Origin of the sequence: Aureimonas sp. N4 (assembly GCF_001463925.1) — a bacterium.
Classification (GTDB): domain Bacteria; phylum Pseudomonadota; class Alphaproteobacteria; order Rhizobiales; family Rhizobiaceae; genus Aureimonas; species Aureimonas ureilytica_A.
On the sequence record NZ_BBWS01000015.1, the window covers coordinates 77,068 to 91,318 of the forward strand.

The 14,251-nt window shown below is 64.5% G+C and carries 13 protein-coding genes; all 13 read right to left on the reverse strand.

Going from position 1 to position 14,251, the window contains the following annotated elements; translation table 11 throughout:
- On the reverse strand, nt 1-423 hold the full coding sequence (gene flgD, locus AUL28_RS05160; RefSeq protein ID WP_058635618.1) for a flagellar hook assembly protein FlgD: 423 nt from the start codon (nt 421-423) through the stop codon (nt 1-3).
- 2 nt (nt 424-425) lie between these two features.
- Nucleotides 426-893, reverse strand: coding sequence for a flagellar biosynthesis repressor FlbT (gene flbT / locus AUL28_RS05165; protein WP_058635619.1), 468 nt, complete (start codon nt 891-893; stop codon nt 426-428).
- Between the two features lie 2 nt (nt 894-895).
- Nucleotides 896-1,246, reverse strand: coding sequence for a flagellar biosynthesis regulator FlaF (gene flaF / locus AUL28_RS05170; protein ID WP_058600904.1), 351 nt, complete (start codon nt 1,244-1,246; stop codon nt 896-898).
- A gap of 61 nt (nt 1,247-1,307) precedes the next feature.
- Nucleotides 1,308-2,417 carry a flagellar hook-associated family protein gene (locus AUL28_RS05175; protein WP_062230895.1) on the reverse strand — a complete coding sequence of 370 codons (1,110 nt, stop codon included), beginning with the start codon at nt 2,415-2,417 and terminating at the stop codon, nt 1,308-1,310.
- 14 nt (nt 2,418-2,431) lie between these two features.
- Nucleotides 2,432-3,886: a flagellar hook-associated protein FlgK gene (gene flgK, locus AUL28_RS05180; RefSeq protein ID WP_058635621.1), complete on the reverse strand. Its 1,455-nt coding sequence runs from the start codon at nt 3,884-3,886 to the stop codon at nt 2,432-2,434.
- Between the two features lie 109 nt (nt 3,887-3,995).
- Nucleotides 3,996-5,432 carry a flagellar hook protein FlgE gene (locus tag AUL28_RS05185; protein ID WP_062230896.1) on the reverse strand — a complete coding sequence of 479 codons (1,437 nt, stop codon included), beginning with the start codon at nt 5,430-5,432 and terminating at the stop codon, nt 3,996-3,998.
- A 179-nt stretch (nt 5,433-5,611) separates the two neighbouring features.
- Nucleotides 5,612-6,283, reverse strand: coding sequence for a response regulator transcription factor (locus AUL28_RS05190; RefSeq protein WP_058600908.1), 672 nt, complete (start codon nt 6,281-6,283; stop codon nt 5,612-5,614).
- A gap of 238 nt (nt 6,284-6,521) precedes the next feature.
- Nucleotides 6,522-8,042 carry a flagellar hook-length control protein FliK gene (locus tag AUL28_RS05195; RefSeq protein ID WP_062230897.1) on the reverse strand — a complete coding sequence of 507 codons (1,521 nt, stop codon included), beginning with the start codon at nt 8,040-8,042 and terminating at the stop codon, nt 6,522-6,524.
- Between the two features lie 5 nt (nt 8,043-8,047).
- Entirely contained in the window at nt 8,048-9,313 is a 1,266-nt protein-coding gene (locus AUL28_RS05200; RefSeq protein ID WP_156419891.1) for a hypothetical protein, read from the reverse strand.
- Nucleotides 9,310-10,452 carry a flagellar motor protein MotB gene (locus AUL28_RS05205; protein ID WP_062217412.1) on the reverse strand — a complete coding sequence of 381 codons (1,143 nt, stop codon included), beginning with the start codon at nt 10,450-10,452 and terminating at the stop codon, nt 9,310-9,312. The genes AUL28_RS05200 and AUL28_RS05205 overlap by 4 nt, the downstream gene beginning before the upstream one ends.
- Nucleotides 10,449-11,273 carry a hypothetical protein gene (locus tag AUL28_RS05210; protein WP_062230899.1) on the reverse strand — a complete coding sequence of 275 codons (825 nt, stop codon included), beginning with the start codon at nt 11,271-11,273 and terminating at the stop codon, nt 10,449-10,451. The genes AUL28_RS05205 and AUL28_RS05210 overlap by 4 nt, the downstream gene beginning before the upstream one ends.
- A gap of 3 nt (nt 11,274-11,276) precedes the next feature.
- On the reverse strand, nt 11,277-12,980 hold the full coding sequence (fliF, locus tag AUL28_RS05215) for a flagellar basal-body MS-ring/collar protein FliF (protein WP_062230911.1): 1,704 nt from the start codon (nt 12,978-12,980) through the stop codon (nt 11,277-11,279).
- A gap of 264 nt (nt 12,981-13,244) precedes the next feature.
- Nucleotides 13,245-14,251 (reverse strand): flagellin (locus AUL28_RS05220; RefSeq protein ID WP_062230900.1); only part of this gene is annotated, 1,007 nt, incomplete at its 5' end.

Sequence of the window (14,251 nt, forward strand, 5' to 3'; positions counted from 1 at the left end):
CTACTCGACCTTCACGCCGTTGCCGAGCGTCATGGTCTTGCCCGAGGAGAGCGTGGCCACCGTGCCGTCGCTGGTGACCTGCACGGACTTCACCACGCCGCTCAGCGTCTGGTCGCCATTGGTGATCGTGCGGCCGATCAGCGAGTTGGCGTTGGTGAGCGCGTTCAGCGTCGTCATCGCCTCCAGCTTCTGGTTCAGCTTGATCGACTGTTCCACGTTGGAGAACGAGGCGAGCTGGCTCATCTGCTGGGTCGGATCGGTCGGGTTCAACGGGTCCTGGTTCTTCATCTGTGTGACGAGAAGCTGCAGGAAGGCGTTGTAGTCGAGGCCCGTCTTCAGCTCGCTGGCCGTGGACGAGGACGTGCCGGTCGAAGCGCCGACATTGGTGGTCTGGTTCTGCGTCGAAACGCCGGAAACTTCCATGATCAGCGAGCTCCAACAGCAACCGGAGCACGCTCCGGCAAGGAAACAGAACCCATATGGGCGGGTGCGTCTTCGGTGGCCGCTGCCGCGAGAATCGCGTCTTCCAGCGGAATGATCGCCCGCAGGCGCTTCAGCGCCTCGAAGACGCGGTCGCGCTCGATCAGCTCGGCGACGTCCTGCAGCCCGGAGCGCACGGCTGCCGAGGAGAAGGCGGCCATAAGGGCGGGGAAGCTGCGTTCGAAGAGAACGCGCGTTTCGCTCGCCGTCGCGGGATCGATCAGCATGAGCTGGACCACGAAGTAGAGCTGGCGGATCGGCGTCGTCGCGTCTTCAGCCTGCATCACGTGGCTTTCCAGAAGGAAGGTCACGTCGTTCATGAATTCCAGATGGGTCTTGCGATCGACGCGCATGACCGCGCCATTGACGAAGATGCGCTCGCCCGCTCGCAGGGTGATGCGAAGTGTCGACATCCTTATTCTCCCAACCCGTCGCGGATCATGGTGGTGACCTCGATCATGGTCGAGAAGCTCTCGCGCTGGCCGAGCCGGATCGCCTCGGCTTCGCGCATGATCCAGAGCCCGATCGAGATGAGGCTGGCGCGAAGTTCGTCCGGCAGCGCATTGCCGGGCGTCGCGAGATCTTCCACCAGCACCGACCAGAGATTGCGCGTCAGGTAGATGGCGTCGATCGCCTCGCGCGAACGCGGGCCCGCGGCCTCGGCGTGCTTGAGCGCATCGACCATGCGATCGAGCGCCTCGCGCTCGCGCTCGCGCGCCGTTGCCGAGCTGTCCTGCGTAACCTCGGCATAGGAGAATTGATACATTCCCATTCCTCAAAGCGGCGGGCATTCATGCCCTTTGGTCGGGTTCGGCGGCGAGGCCGGATCAGAGATAGTTGAGAAGGCTGAGATTCTGCAGCTTGCCGGTGACGGCGAAGGTCGCGTCGAGCTGCGTCTTCAGTTGGTTGATCAGCAATCCGGCTTCGGTCTGATCGACGCCTTCGAGGCGGTCATACGCGGCGGTCACCAAATCCTTCTGCTTGGTCAGCAGCGTATTGGCGGCATCGACGCGGTTCTGCCGAACGCCGAGGTCCGACTGAACCTTGACGATGCCGTCCTGACCCGACTTCAGCTTCACCTGCGCCGCCGTTGTCAGGGCTTGGCGGGCGCTATCGCCCATCTTGTCCACGCCCAGCGCGCCGATCATCGCATAGGCCGCGACCGTATTCTTGAAGGCCGGCGTATTGACGTTGACCGACGTGTCGATCTGCTCGGAGCGCGAGATATAGGCGGACGAGACCGCGCCGCCGGAATCGGCGATGCCGTCCCAGAGACCGGGAACAGCCGCAACGGCCGGCGTCGCGCCATTGGCCGGCACAGCCGGGGTGCCGAAGAAATCGACCGAAAAGCTGCGAGCCGTCGCGGAGCCTGATTTCGTATAGCCGGCATCGCTGAAATAGGCATTCACCTGGTCTGCAGTCGCTTGGGAAACGTCCGTGATGCCGAGCGCATCAAGGAATTTCGACTGGATGCTGCCCGACAAAGTGGTCAAGGTAGCGCTGTCGCTTTTCACCGGCTGGGTGTTCGCGTGAGTGCCGCCGAACAGATATTCGCCGCCGCTGCTGACATTGACCGCGCCCAGAACCTGCTGAAGGCCCTGCTGCGCGCTTTGTATGAGAGCGGCCGTGCCCGTTCCCGTGGCCGTGCCGTTGATCAGCGCCTTGGAATAGTCGTCGGACGCGTTGCGGATCGACGTCAACGAATTGTCCATCAGCTGAAAGCGGCTGGTGATTAATTTGTTGGAGTCCAACATGCTTTGGAACGTGTCCTCCTGCGAATGGTAGGAGATCGCGTTTCCGGTGACGCGGCCGAGCGTGCGACCCACATCGGCGTGGCGTCCGGTGTTGAACTCCTTCTGCGCATCGGCGATTTGGGTCTGCACGCGCTGGATGGTGCTGCGCGAGAAGTTGCTTAAGGTCAGGCTGGAAATCGACATGGCGCCGAGCGTCCTCAGATGGCTTGCAGAAGGGCGGCCATCATCTGGTCCACCGTGGTGATGATCTTGGACGAGGCCTGAAACGAACGCTGGAGATCGAGAAGCCGTGTCAGCTCGGTGTTCAGGTCGATGCCTGTTTCATTCGAAAGCGTCGTCTGGGTCTTATCGAGAAGCGTCTGCTGATACTGGTTGGTTGCCAGCGTCGTCGAGCGCGTGCCCTGCAGCCAGCTCATCGACGAGCCCGCGAAATTGGCGATCGTCCCGGTGGCATCGGCACCATCCGCGCTGTAGGCGCGAGCGGTTCGAATGCTGGTCACAAGATTGGTGAGACGCGTCGTATAGCCCGTTGCAGCGGTGTCGGTATTGTACTTGGCGCCGCCGCTGATCCCGCCGTCGCGCAGAAGGGTCGGGTCTCCCAGGACGCTGGCGGCAACCTTGATGCGTCCCGCCGCCCCTGCGAGCGATGAACTCGCGCTGGCAGGCGTCGTCCCTGTGGCAGCAACGCCGGTGACGGTCGCGCTGGCGTCCTGAAAGAGGCCCTGCGCTCCCCCGGTTTCGGAGAAGACATCGATCAGGTTGTTGGCAATGGCGTCAAGCTGCGTCTGGAACTGCGGCGCCACCTTGTCCCGCAGTTCGATCAAGCCGGCGATCTTGCCGCTCGTGACGGGCATGAAGGAGTTGGGTCCGGTGACGACCGTTCCGTCGATACGGAAAGCGCCACCGGCCTGCCCTGGCTTGAGCGACGGGGTGGCCGTGAAATCCACGCTACGCGCCACACGATCGAACAGTGTCACACCGCTGTCGGTATAGATCACCACGTCATTGTCGCCACGCGACTGAACGTTGATGCCGACATATTCGGATAGTTTTTGAATCTGCTGATCGCGCTGATCCACCTCGTCCGTGACGTCCCGGTTGGCGACAGTGCCAGCCGTGATCCGTTGGTTCAGATCCTGGATCTGGCTGAGAATGCTGCGCATATCACTGGCGGCTTGCCCCAGTTCGTCGTCGGCATCCTGTCGGATCTGATCAACGGTATCGCTTGCGACGTTCAGCGACGTGGCGAGAGCTTGTGCGGCGGCGACCGCCGCCCGGCCGACTTCGCCATTGGCTGGAGCCTTGCTGTAGCTCACCAGCGCGTCTGCGAGGGCGGACACTTTCGCGGCGGGCGAGCCTTTCGCATCGGTATCGCCGATCACCTCGTTGAGGCGGTCGAGCCCGCCTGCCACCACGCCCGACCTCGCGACATCCGAGGTGCCGTTGAGGACGTTTCGAAACAGAGCGGTATTACCGGACTGCGAAACCGAACGGATTTCAAGCCGCCCGTCCGCGCCGGTCACCACATTGGCGTATTTGCGCGTCGCGCCGGCCACATTCGCGTTTGCGATGTTGCGCGAAACGAGAGCGGTTTGAGTCTGGCTGGCCTGAAGCGACGACGTCGCCGTGTTGATGGCAGACGAAAGGGTCATGGTGGGCGTCCGCAAAGGAGAATCGATCGTTGGCCGGCCGCCGATCCGCGGCCGCGCCCTCGCAGGGAGAAGCGCCGCCGGCGCCTCTCGAAATCATGCCCCGATGGCGTTAGCGCTTCAGGTTGACCAGAACGTCCATGATTTCCGAACCGGTCTGGAAGACCTTGGAATTGGCCGTGTAGGAGCGCTGCGATTCGATCATCGTCGTCAGTTCGCTCGCCAGATCGACCGTCGAGTTTTCCAGTGCCCCGGACTGAAGAGTCCCGAGGCCACCGCTGCCGCCGAAGCCCATCAGGATCGTGCCCGACTCTACGCCCGCGTAATACGCGTTGCCCGAAACGCCCGTCAGATTGTCTGGGGCGGCGACCATGGCGAGCGGGATCTTGTAGAGATTGCGCGAGGTGCCCGAGGTGAAGGTGGCGGAGACGGTTCCGTCCTTACCGACCGAAACCTTGTCGATCACTTCGGCCGGATTGCCGTTCACCGTGGCGGCGAGCGGCAGGTAATCCTTGGAATACTGGGTGAAATCGCTGACGTTCAGCGCGATCTGCGAGCCGTTCAGCGCGTTGATCGCATTGGCGTTGGTCGAGCGGAGATCGATGTTCAAGAAGCCGTTGCGCGCAGCGGTATCGACCGTCGACGTGGTGCCTCCCGACGTAATCGACGCGAGTTTGCCCGATGACGCATCGAATGTCATCGTCCCCGTATACAGAGGCCCCTTCGGCGCGGTCGTTCCAGCAGCATAGGGGAAGGGCGCGGTCGCGGACGGATTCGTGCCCGTGGTCGACGACGCGTCTGCTTTATTGAAAACCGCCACTTCCCACTTGTTGTTGTCGATTTTCGTATAATAGACGTCGAGCTGAACCGCCTTGCCCGTATTGTCATACGTGGTGATCGAGCTTGCGGACGTGTAGGAAATCACGGTGTTCGAGGCTGCGGTCGGCGTCGTCGTGATCTCGCCGGGCGTGGTCACGCCTGCAGCGGTCGGATCGATCTTTGCCGCTTCCTTGTTCAGGTTCGCGGTCAAATCGCCCTTCGTCGTGGGCGTTGCGCTCAAGAGCGACGCCCGCATGTTGACGGGCTGCAAGCCGGCAAAGCCATTCAGCGTGTAGTCGGTCCCACCGGTCGTAACGGGATACCCCATCAGCGTATAACCGGCCGCGTTCACCAGCGTGCCGTCGGCCTGCTGGGTGAAGGAGCCGGCGCGCGTCAGGTAGTTGCCGGAGGAGCCGCCCTTCGTGCTGCCATCGTTGACGACGAGGAAGCCGTTGCCCTGGATGGCGAGATCGATCTTCTTGGAGTTGCTGGAATTGGCCGTATAGGAAATGCCGCCCTGCTCGCTGACCAGCGTGCGAACATTGGCTTCCACCGCGCCAGAATTATACTGGTTCGCACCATGGGCCAGAATCTGCGACGTGAACTCCGTCGTCGTCTGTTTGTAGCCGTTGGTATTGGCGTTCGCGATGTTTTCCGAGACGGCGCTGAGGCGCGTGGCCTGCGCGTCCATGCCCGAAACGCTCGTGCGCATTAGTCCGCCGATGCTCATGCCTGCTCCTTCAATACCAAACCGGGGAATTGTGGCAAAGGTATCGGGACTGGCTTGCGTCAAACTGCATTACGAAGTGTAAAGGATGATACGGAATTAATCTTTTATTAGTAAATATAAATAAACCCGACGCAAGCGCCGGGTTGAATGTTTTTGTTAATACTTGAGCTTTAGGCGGATCAGACGCCGATGCCGTAGCCGAGATAGCGCTTGGAGGACACGGGATCGTAGCCCAGGCGCATCTTGAGCTTCTTGCGCAGCTTGGAGATGTGGCTTTCGATGACGTTCTCTTCGACGTTCTCGTCGAAAATGCCGTAGATCGCGCTGAAGAGCTGCTGCTTGGACACGCGGCGGCCCTTGTTGGCGACCAGATATTCCAGAATGCGGCGCTCGCGGCGCGGCAGTACCAGCGGCTCGCCGCCGACTTCGGCGTCGCGGCCATCGGTGAAGACGCAGATCTCGTCGATCGCGTTGCGGTTGCGATCGACCGCCACGTCGCGGCGGCGGATGGCGCCGACGCGCGCCAGGATTTCCTTGACGTGGACCGGCTTGGCCACCACATCGTCAATGCCGGCGGCGAACAGATCGAGCGTGGAATTGAGGGCCTTGGTCTCGGCCAGAGCGATCATCGGCGCGGTGGAGCGGCTCCGCACGAGGCGGGTGAAGGTGCTGCGCTCGGGAAAATCGCCCAGCAGAAACGCCTCGACGGCGGAGATGTCGGTCTCGGAGGCCGACTCGACCCAGTCGCGGAACTCGTCCACTCCAAAGCCCGCTGACGAGACGCCTTCCTGCGAGAAAAGCGACTTGTAGCCGTTGGTCACGAGTTCCCGGTTATCCACGACTACGATCATTTGGCCCCACCGAATGTCTTGCGTTTCGTTAGGGAAAAGTTACCTGCACCCCTCGAATCGGCCTATCCCCAAAAATCACTATAGGGTTAACGCAAGCTTGGGCGTTGCATAAAAGTCGACGGAGTTTCAACTCGTTAACCCTTTCAAGGCCACAGAGCCTATATTTTTGCGGCGCAAAAAAGGGCGGAAAGGAGACCCTTTCCGCCCTTGGTCTGTTTTGCAGAAACGAGATGGTTTTTCAGAGATAGGTGGACGCTCGGCGAGTGCGCGAAGCGTCCTGCGATACGGTGCCCTCGCGAGTCGGGGTCTCGGGCGAACGGCGCCCGTTCGGCTGCTCGTCGCGAGATGGGGAGCCGTCTCTGGCAGCTTGTCCCGACGCTCCGTTCGAGCTCGAATTGTCGTTGCCCGCACCGGTCGATCCATCGGCCGCACGCGGGGCGTTGGCCTGAATGTCCTTGGCGACCACGGTGATCGCGGCATCGTCGAGTGAGAAGCCCGCGCGCTCCAAGAGTTGACGCAAGGCCCCGCGATCCTCGGCCAGAAGCACCGCCGTATCGGCGCGGCTGGCCGCAAGTTCCACCGTGAGCTTGCCTTCCGACAAGCGCATGGACACGTCCAGCGTGCCCAGATGCTCGGGCTTGAGCTGGATCGTAAGCGTTTTCAGCGCCGCGCCGCCGGCCCGCATCCGCAGATGCGCATCCTGATCGGGCGTCGCCGCGCTGGAGGGCCGTGCGTTGGGCTCGCCCAGAACTTCGAGCATCCGGTCGGCAATCTGGGTGGCGATGCCGAGCCCGCCCGCTCCACTGCCGCCCGCCGCCAGAGCATCGACCGTCAAGGTCTTGCCGCCTGTTGCGGTATCGCTGCCCTTGGCCGCGTCCAGCGAAGCCGCGCGCTGCGCATCACTGCGCCGCTCGCCACCCTGATCCGCGCCCGCACGGCCGCGATCGGACAAACGTGCCAGGGCTTCGTCGAAGCGCAAAGGCAGCGGCGCCTCGCTTGGCTGCTGGCCGTCGCCTGTCGCCGCCGCGCCCTTGGTGGACACGCGCTCCGAACTGGCCTTGGCCTTGTCGCTGAGGCTTGCCAGAACCGCGCTGGCAGACGATTCGGTGGTGGTCTTGACACCCGCGGACTTGGCATCCGCCGCCGCCTTCCGAGCGGCCTCGTCGCCTTTCGCCTGAACGAGAACCATTCCGTCCTGATGCGGCTCGAAATGCGTTTCCATCTTCAGGACTTCGAGGCGAACGCTCTTGCCCCCTGTCCCCTCCCCGCCCGTCGGATCGAGCCCCTGTTCCGCTCCGCTGGGCACCAGCGTTCGGGTCGCGGCGTCCTGTTCGGAGGCCTTGCGCTTGTCGTCGCTGGGCTGGCCCGAATGATTCAAGAGGCCCAAGAGGGACTGGAGCGCGCGCTTGTCCGCGCCCTCGGCCTGCGTCGAATCGGCGGCGTCCGCATCCTTGTTGGGATCGGTGTCCTTGCCATCCCCCGCATCGCGCTTTGCAGACGTCGCCTCGCCGGCTTTCGCCTCGCTCGCTCGCGCGCTCGAAGCGTACTGCGACGTCGTTGGCTTGGCGGACGCGTCGCTCTGCGCGGACGGGGCCGACGCGCGATTGTCGGCATTCGCCGTGTCGCGCTGCGGCGGCTTGGCATCCCGCACGGCCGCGTCGAAGGCGCGGCCCTGGTCACGGCGCGCATCGTCGTCGCGTGGCGCGGTCCGAAGTGGCGGTTCACGATCCGGCATCGGCGGAGAGAGATCGATCTTCATGGACCTTAAGGCTTCAAAGCTTGGGAGGATTGGGCGAGAGCGGCTTCCGCGCGTGCCAGAACGGCGGGCCCATCGGCCTTGGCCGACGCGACGTTCAGGGCGGGCGCCGGCATGGCCGCCAGCGTCGCGTCGATCTGGTCGAGCACGGTATAGGCGGCGTCCAGCAGGGTGGCGTCTTCGGGATGCAGTTCGGCGCGTTCGATCCGGTCGAGCGTCTGGCGTGCCTCGGTCGGCTTCAGCGAGCCGAGCGAGGAGGCCGTCTTGTAGAGTTCGGCTCGGCTCTGGTCGGGTCCCGACAGGCCGGGGATCGCCAGCGCCGCTTCGGCCGAAGCGGCGGCGAACTGGAGATTGCCTTCCACCAACGAGCGCCGCGCCGCCGCGAGATAAAGCGTCTGCTGGCGCGGGCCCGAGAGGGCCGCGATCACGTCGGACATTTCGGCCAGCGCTTCTTCCGCATTGGCCGAGCCGCGGCTCGTCACCATCGCGCTGAAGCGGGCCTCGAAATTGCCGGCATAGGAGCTGTTGGCGAAGCGATCGAAATAGCGCCGCGCGAGCTGATCGGCGCGGGCATGGTCGCCGCTGGCGTCCACCAGCATGGCGCCCAGGCGCAAGGATGCCTCTTCGATCAGGGTGCCGGGTGCCAGAAGTCGGGCCTGATCGAGATGCGCGATGGCGTCCTTGGGATTGTCACCCTGATGGATCTGACCCAGCACCAGATGCAACTGGGCCGCCAGAACCGGCTCCATCTCTGCGAGCGGCACATCGGCAAGGCGCTTCTTGGCCTTTTCCAGATTGTTGCGGACATAGGCCAGCGTGCCTTCGATCAGCGCCGTCTGGGACTCGTCCAGAAGCTTTTCCCGCGTCAGGCGGTCGAGGACGTCGGGCGTTCCGCCGCTCAGCGAGAAGAGGATCGCCGCGCGGAAATTGCGCGGATCGCGCCAGACCGCTGGATCGGCCTCCAGGAAGGTCCGCCCGAAACGGCGCAGGAGAAGGGCCTGCACCCGGATCGCCCGGTCATTGCCGCGCGCGACCTGATCCTGAAGAAACTGCACCGAGCGCATGACGTCGAAAGGCATGGGCGCGCGCGTCGTGGCAAATTGCGCGGTGGCCTCTCCCTGCGTCCCGGCATCCGCCTTGGCTTCCCCTTCGGCGGGCGCCGCAACTTCGTGGCCGCTCGAAGCGGCCGCTTCGGCCTGTCCGCCGTCCTCGGCCCGGAGGGCTCCGGAACCGAGGATCAAGGCGCAGAGGGCCACTCCGAGAACTGTTTTCACGCTGCTGGCTCTTTCAGGAGGATCTCGATGCGCCGGTTGCTGGCGGCCTCGGGATCGGACGTGTTGCTGGGTTGGCGGTCGGCGACGCCCTCGATGGCCTCGACGCGCTTGTCGTCGAGCCCGCCGCGCATCAGCATGTAATAGGCCATGTGCGCGCGGTCGGTCGAAAGGCGCCAATTGTCCAACTCGCCCTTGTTCTGAGCATAGGGACGGGCGTCGGTATGGCCGCGAATGACGATCTTGCCCGGCCGGGACTTCAGGATGCCCGCGATCTTTTCCATGAGATGGATCGCATCGGCGGTCGGGCGGGCCGAACCGATCTGGAACATGCCGGTGTCGAGCGTGTCGGCAAGCGAGATCGTCACCGTGCCCGAGCCCGGAGCGCCGGCCTTGACCGCGACATCCGCCCCGGCGCCCGGAGCGCTGGCCTCGATTTCCTTCTCGATCTTGGCCGCGTCCGCTTCCTGCGCCGTGCGCGGAGCCGCTGCCGGCTTGGGCGGAGCCGGTGTGTTGACCGTCGCCACCGTCTTGAACTCATCGGCCGAAGGCGGCGGAAGGTTCTCGGTCAGCGGCTTGTCGGCCAGATCGTTGGCGCTTGCCACCATGTTCGGCTGCATCTGCCAGGAGGTCGGGTCGAACGGATCGCGATAGGCGTCGCCGCCGTTCAGACCCGGAAGGCCGGTGCCATCGGGCTTGCCCTTGGCCGTGCCCTTTTCCACTGCAGGCCCACCTTCGGCCACGATCTCGGCGAGAACCGCATAGGGGTCGCGGAACAGCGCCTGATCCTCGCCGCCTTCGGCCGTCCCGCCCACGGGCTTGCCGCCGGGCTGACCGGGCTGCGAGTTCGGGCCGGTCTTCTGCTCGGGCGGGCCGGAGGGCGCCGCGTCGGTCTTGGTCAGGCCGTCCGTCGGCGGGACGTCGCTGTTCAACTCGATCGGGTTGAAATATTGCGCGATCTGCTTCTTCGTCGCCTGATCGGACACGGCGGTCAGCCACATCACGAGGAAGAAGGCCATCAGCGCCGTCATGAAGTCGGCGAAGGCGATCTTCCAGGCGCCACCGTGGTGACCGTCATGATCGCCGCCACCCCGGCGGACGATGATGATGCTGCCGTGATCGTGTGCGGAATCGCTGCTCACGAGAGGGCCTCTTCAACCGCCTTCAGCCAAGCGGCCAGGCGCGTTTCGATCACGGTCTGGTTGGCGTCGATGCGCACATCCGTGTCCGTCTCGTTCGTATCGAAGGACACGTGGCGGGCATGGTCGCCGAGCTTGCTTTCCAGAGCCTGAAGCAGGTCGCTCGGACCCGATGCCGCGATCTTCACCGACGAGCCGTCGAAGGCGATCGTCTTCACCGCGCCGGCCAGCTCGTCCACCGTCTGGCGCTTGCGCGCGTCGAGAACGAGCGGGCGCAGCAGCGAGTTGAGCGTCGACTTCAGCGCGTCCTCGAACACCGCCATCTGCAGGATCACGAGATCGGCCAGGCGGTCGCCCTCGTTTTCCACCCAGTTCCGTCTGGTGTCCTGCAGGGTGGCGCCATGTTCGGCGGCGAGCTGACGGCGAAGCTCCTCGATCCGGTCGGCCGACACGCGCTCCAGATCCTGGCGCAGCGTCTCGGTCTCCTCGGCCGCCTGCCGGCGGGCATCGGCCAGCGCGGCTTCGCGCTCTTCGATCAGGGCTTCACGCTCGGCCGCCCAGGCCTCACGCTCGGCTTCCAGCTCGCGCAGGGGAACGCGGGGCTCGGTAACGGGCCGCAGCTGGGCCTGCTGGCGGCTGGGGGCGGCGAGCGCCTTGGCGGGCGCGGCCGGGGCGCGAGCCGGAGCGGGCGCGGTGATACGAGGAAGGCTGCTTTGCAGCGGGCGGGTGGCGACCGGGGCCGGGGCGGGCCGGCGGGCCGGAGCGCGGAAGGGGACGAATTCGTCGTCGGACTGATCGGCCAGGAGCTGAGCGAGAGGGATCATGGATTAGGCCGCTTCTTTATCGTGGATCCACTGCTTCAGGATGGCTGCCGCTTGGGCTTCGTCGAATTCGACGAGCTTTTCGAGGCGCACCTTGGGCGAGTTGGCGCGGTTGCGGGTCAGTTCGTCGAGGAGGTCGTCGGAGCTGGCGGGGTCGCCGTAACCGAGCGAGGCTGCAAAATCTTCCGAGAAGGTCATGGCACCAGGAATTCCCGTGATCTCTGGCATGTCGAGCGAGGGATTGTGCAGCTCGATCGCATCGTCCGAGCCGAGTGCGCCGGCGGCGGCAGTGTTGTCGTTGGCGGCCGGGCCGGCGATGGCGCGAATGGCGGGCTTGAGGCCGAACCAGATCACGAGAACCGCGACCACGAGGATGGTGAGAGCGTTGACCACCGTGCCGGACTGCTTGAGCAGCATTTCGGCATAGCTGGGAGCGGGCACCGGTTCGAGGTCCTGACCGTTGGACACGAAGTCCACCGCCGTCACTTCCAGCTGGTCGCCGCGCGTCTCGGAGATGCCGGAGGCGGAGGCCACGAGCTTGCGCACTTCGGCCAGGGCCGCGTCGATCTGCTCCTGGGTGGCGTTCTCGCCCACCGTTGCGGCCAGACGGGCGCGGTTGACGACCACGGCGACCGAGAGCTTCTTCACGTCGTAGCCGTCGGACACGGTCTGCGTCGTGGTCTCGTTGATCTCGTAGTTCGTCAGTTCCTCGCGGCGGTCCTTGGCCTCGGAGGAATTGTTCCCTTGAGCGTTCGCCTGCGGCTGGGCCTGGGGCACGTTCTGGCCGGCGGTGGCCGGGTTGTTGCCCGACGTATCGGTCGACTGGCCGGTTTCCTTGACCGTGCGCACAGAGCGCTCGACACGGCCTTCGGGGTCGAACTTGCGGGCGCTCGTCTGCTTGCGGTCGGTGTCGAGCCGGGCGATGACGGAGGACTGGAAGTTGCCGACGCCGAGATAGGGGGCGAGCGTGCGGCGGATCGAGTCTTCGATCGAGGTCGAGACGATCGACTCCATGCCGAGCTGCTTGGTGGAATTGGCGTTGGTGGAGTCGTCGCCCGAGGCCAGAAGGCGGCCGTCGGTGTTCAGCACCGTCACCTGATCCACCTTCATGCCGGGGATGGCCGAGGCGACGAGGTGGCGGATGGCCTGTGCGTTGGCGAAATCCTCGACATTATCGGTGCGGATCACGACGCTGGCGGACGGCGGCTGCTGTTCGCGGCGGAACGAACCCTGCTCCGGCAGGACGATATGCACGCGGGCGGCGCGCACGTCCTTCAGCGTCTGGATGGTGCGAGCCAGCTCGCCCTCCAGCGCGCGGACCTTGGTCACCTCTTGCATGAAGGTGGTGAGGCCCATGGAGCCCATCGTGTCGAAGAGCTCGTAGCCCGCCTTGTCGGAGCGCGGCAGGCTCTTTTCGGCCAGCAACATGCGCGCCGAGGCGGTCTGGGAGAAATTGGTGGAGACCGTGTCGCCGGTGGCGTTCACGTCGAAGGGAATGCCGGCCTCTGTCAGGGCCGCGCCGATGCGCGCGACATCCTGCCGATCGAGGCCGGAATACAGGACCTCCATCGTCGGCTTGGATAGGGTCCAGGCGGCAAGACTGACCAGCGCCACCGCCACGATGCCAACCATCGCCAGCGCGCCGAGCTTTCGGCCGCCGAGCGCCTGAAGATTGGACAGAAGTTTCTGGGCCTCGGCCCGAGCGACCATCGCCATAGAGTTCGCCTGCGGATGCGGGAAGTGATGATCCGACATTGGGCTGCTAAGCTTGTGCGGGCGTGATGAATTTAACCGCGCGGCAAGGTTTGCGGCAGGCTGCGGTTTCGGTGCATCCCCTCCCCCGGAGCCTCGGAGCCACAGTGTTCGTTCCCGCCCCAAAACGAAAACACCTCCCGAGCCTTACGGCCCGAGAGGTGCTGGAGACTAGAGTTCGAACCGGCGGGTTGCCCCGCCGATCCGGCCCGTCCGTTCGAATTACGAGCGGAAGAGCGAGAGAACGCCCTGAGCGGACTGGTTGGCGATCGAGAGCGCCTGGGTTCCGAGCTGCTGCTTGACCTGCAGAGCCTGGAGCTTGGTGGACTCTTCGGTCATGTCGGCGTCGACCAGGTTGGAAACGCCCTTGTCAATCGTGTCCATCAGCGTGTTCACGAAGGACTTCTGCGAGTCGATGCGCGAGGCGACGGAGCCCAGTGCAGCGGCAGCGGACGTGACCTTGGTGATCGCGTTGTTGACGAGCGTGATGTAGGCCTTGAGAACGTTCGCACGGTTGGTTCCGTTGACGCCGCGGGCTGACAGGGTCGCATCGCTGATGTCGATGCCATCGATCGAGAGCGAGTCCGCACCGGCCGAAGCCACGACCGAGGCCGGGTCGATCGCGATGGAGCCGACGCCCTGGGTCTGCTTCGTCAGGACCAGACGGTTGCTGCCGTCGAGCGTCGCGGTCAGAACCGAGTTCAGCGAGGCGTTCTGAAGAGCCTTCTGGACGACCGTGAGGTAGTCAGATGCGCTCGTCATCGTGCCGTTCGTGACGGTCGATCCCGTCGAAGCGCTCAGGGCGGCGTTGATGGTCGCCTTGTCGATCGTCACCTTGGTCGCGGTACCACCATCGACCGAGACGTTGAAAGACAAGACGGTCTGATCGCCGAACGTCACCGGACCGGCGAAGGCAGCACCAGACGTCAGCGTGGCCGCCGAGAGGCTGGTCGCAGCCTGACCGGCCGCCGTCGTGTTGGTCATACCGGCCGTATTGGAGACCACGCCGTTACCGTCCACAGCGCGAACGTTGGCAGCGGTGATCGTGGCGTTCGTGCCGACCGCAACGGTGGTGAAGCGCAGGTTGCCGCCACCGGTCTTGTCAACGACGATCTTGCCGGCGCCGAAAGCCGCATCAACGGCCGCCTGAGCGTTCGTCACGAAGGCCGAGATATCGGCGGCCGCGTTGGCGGACGTCACACCGGCGGTCGAGATATAGACCGTCGAGT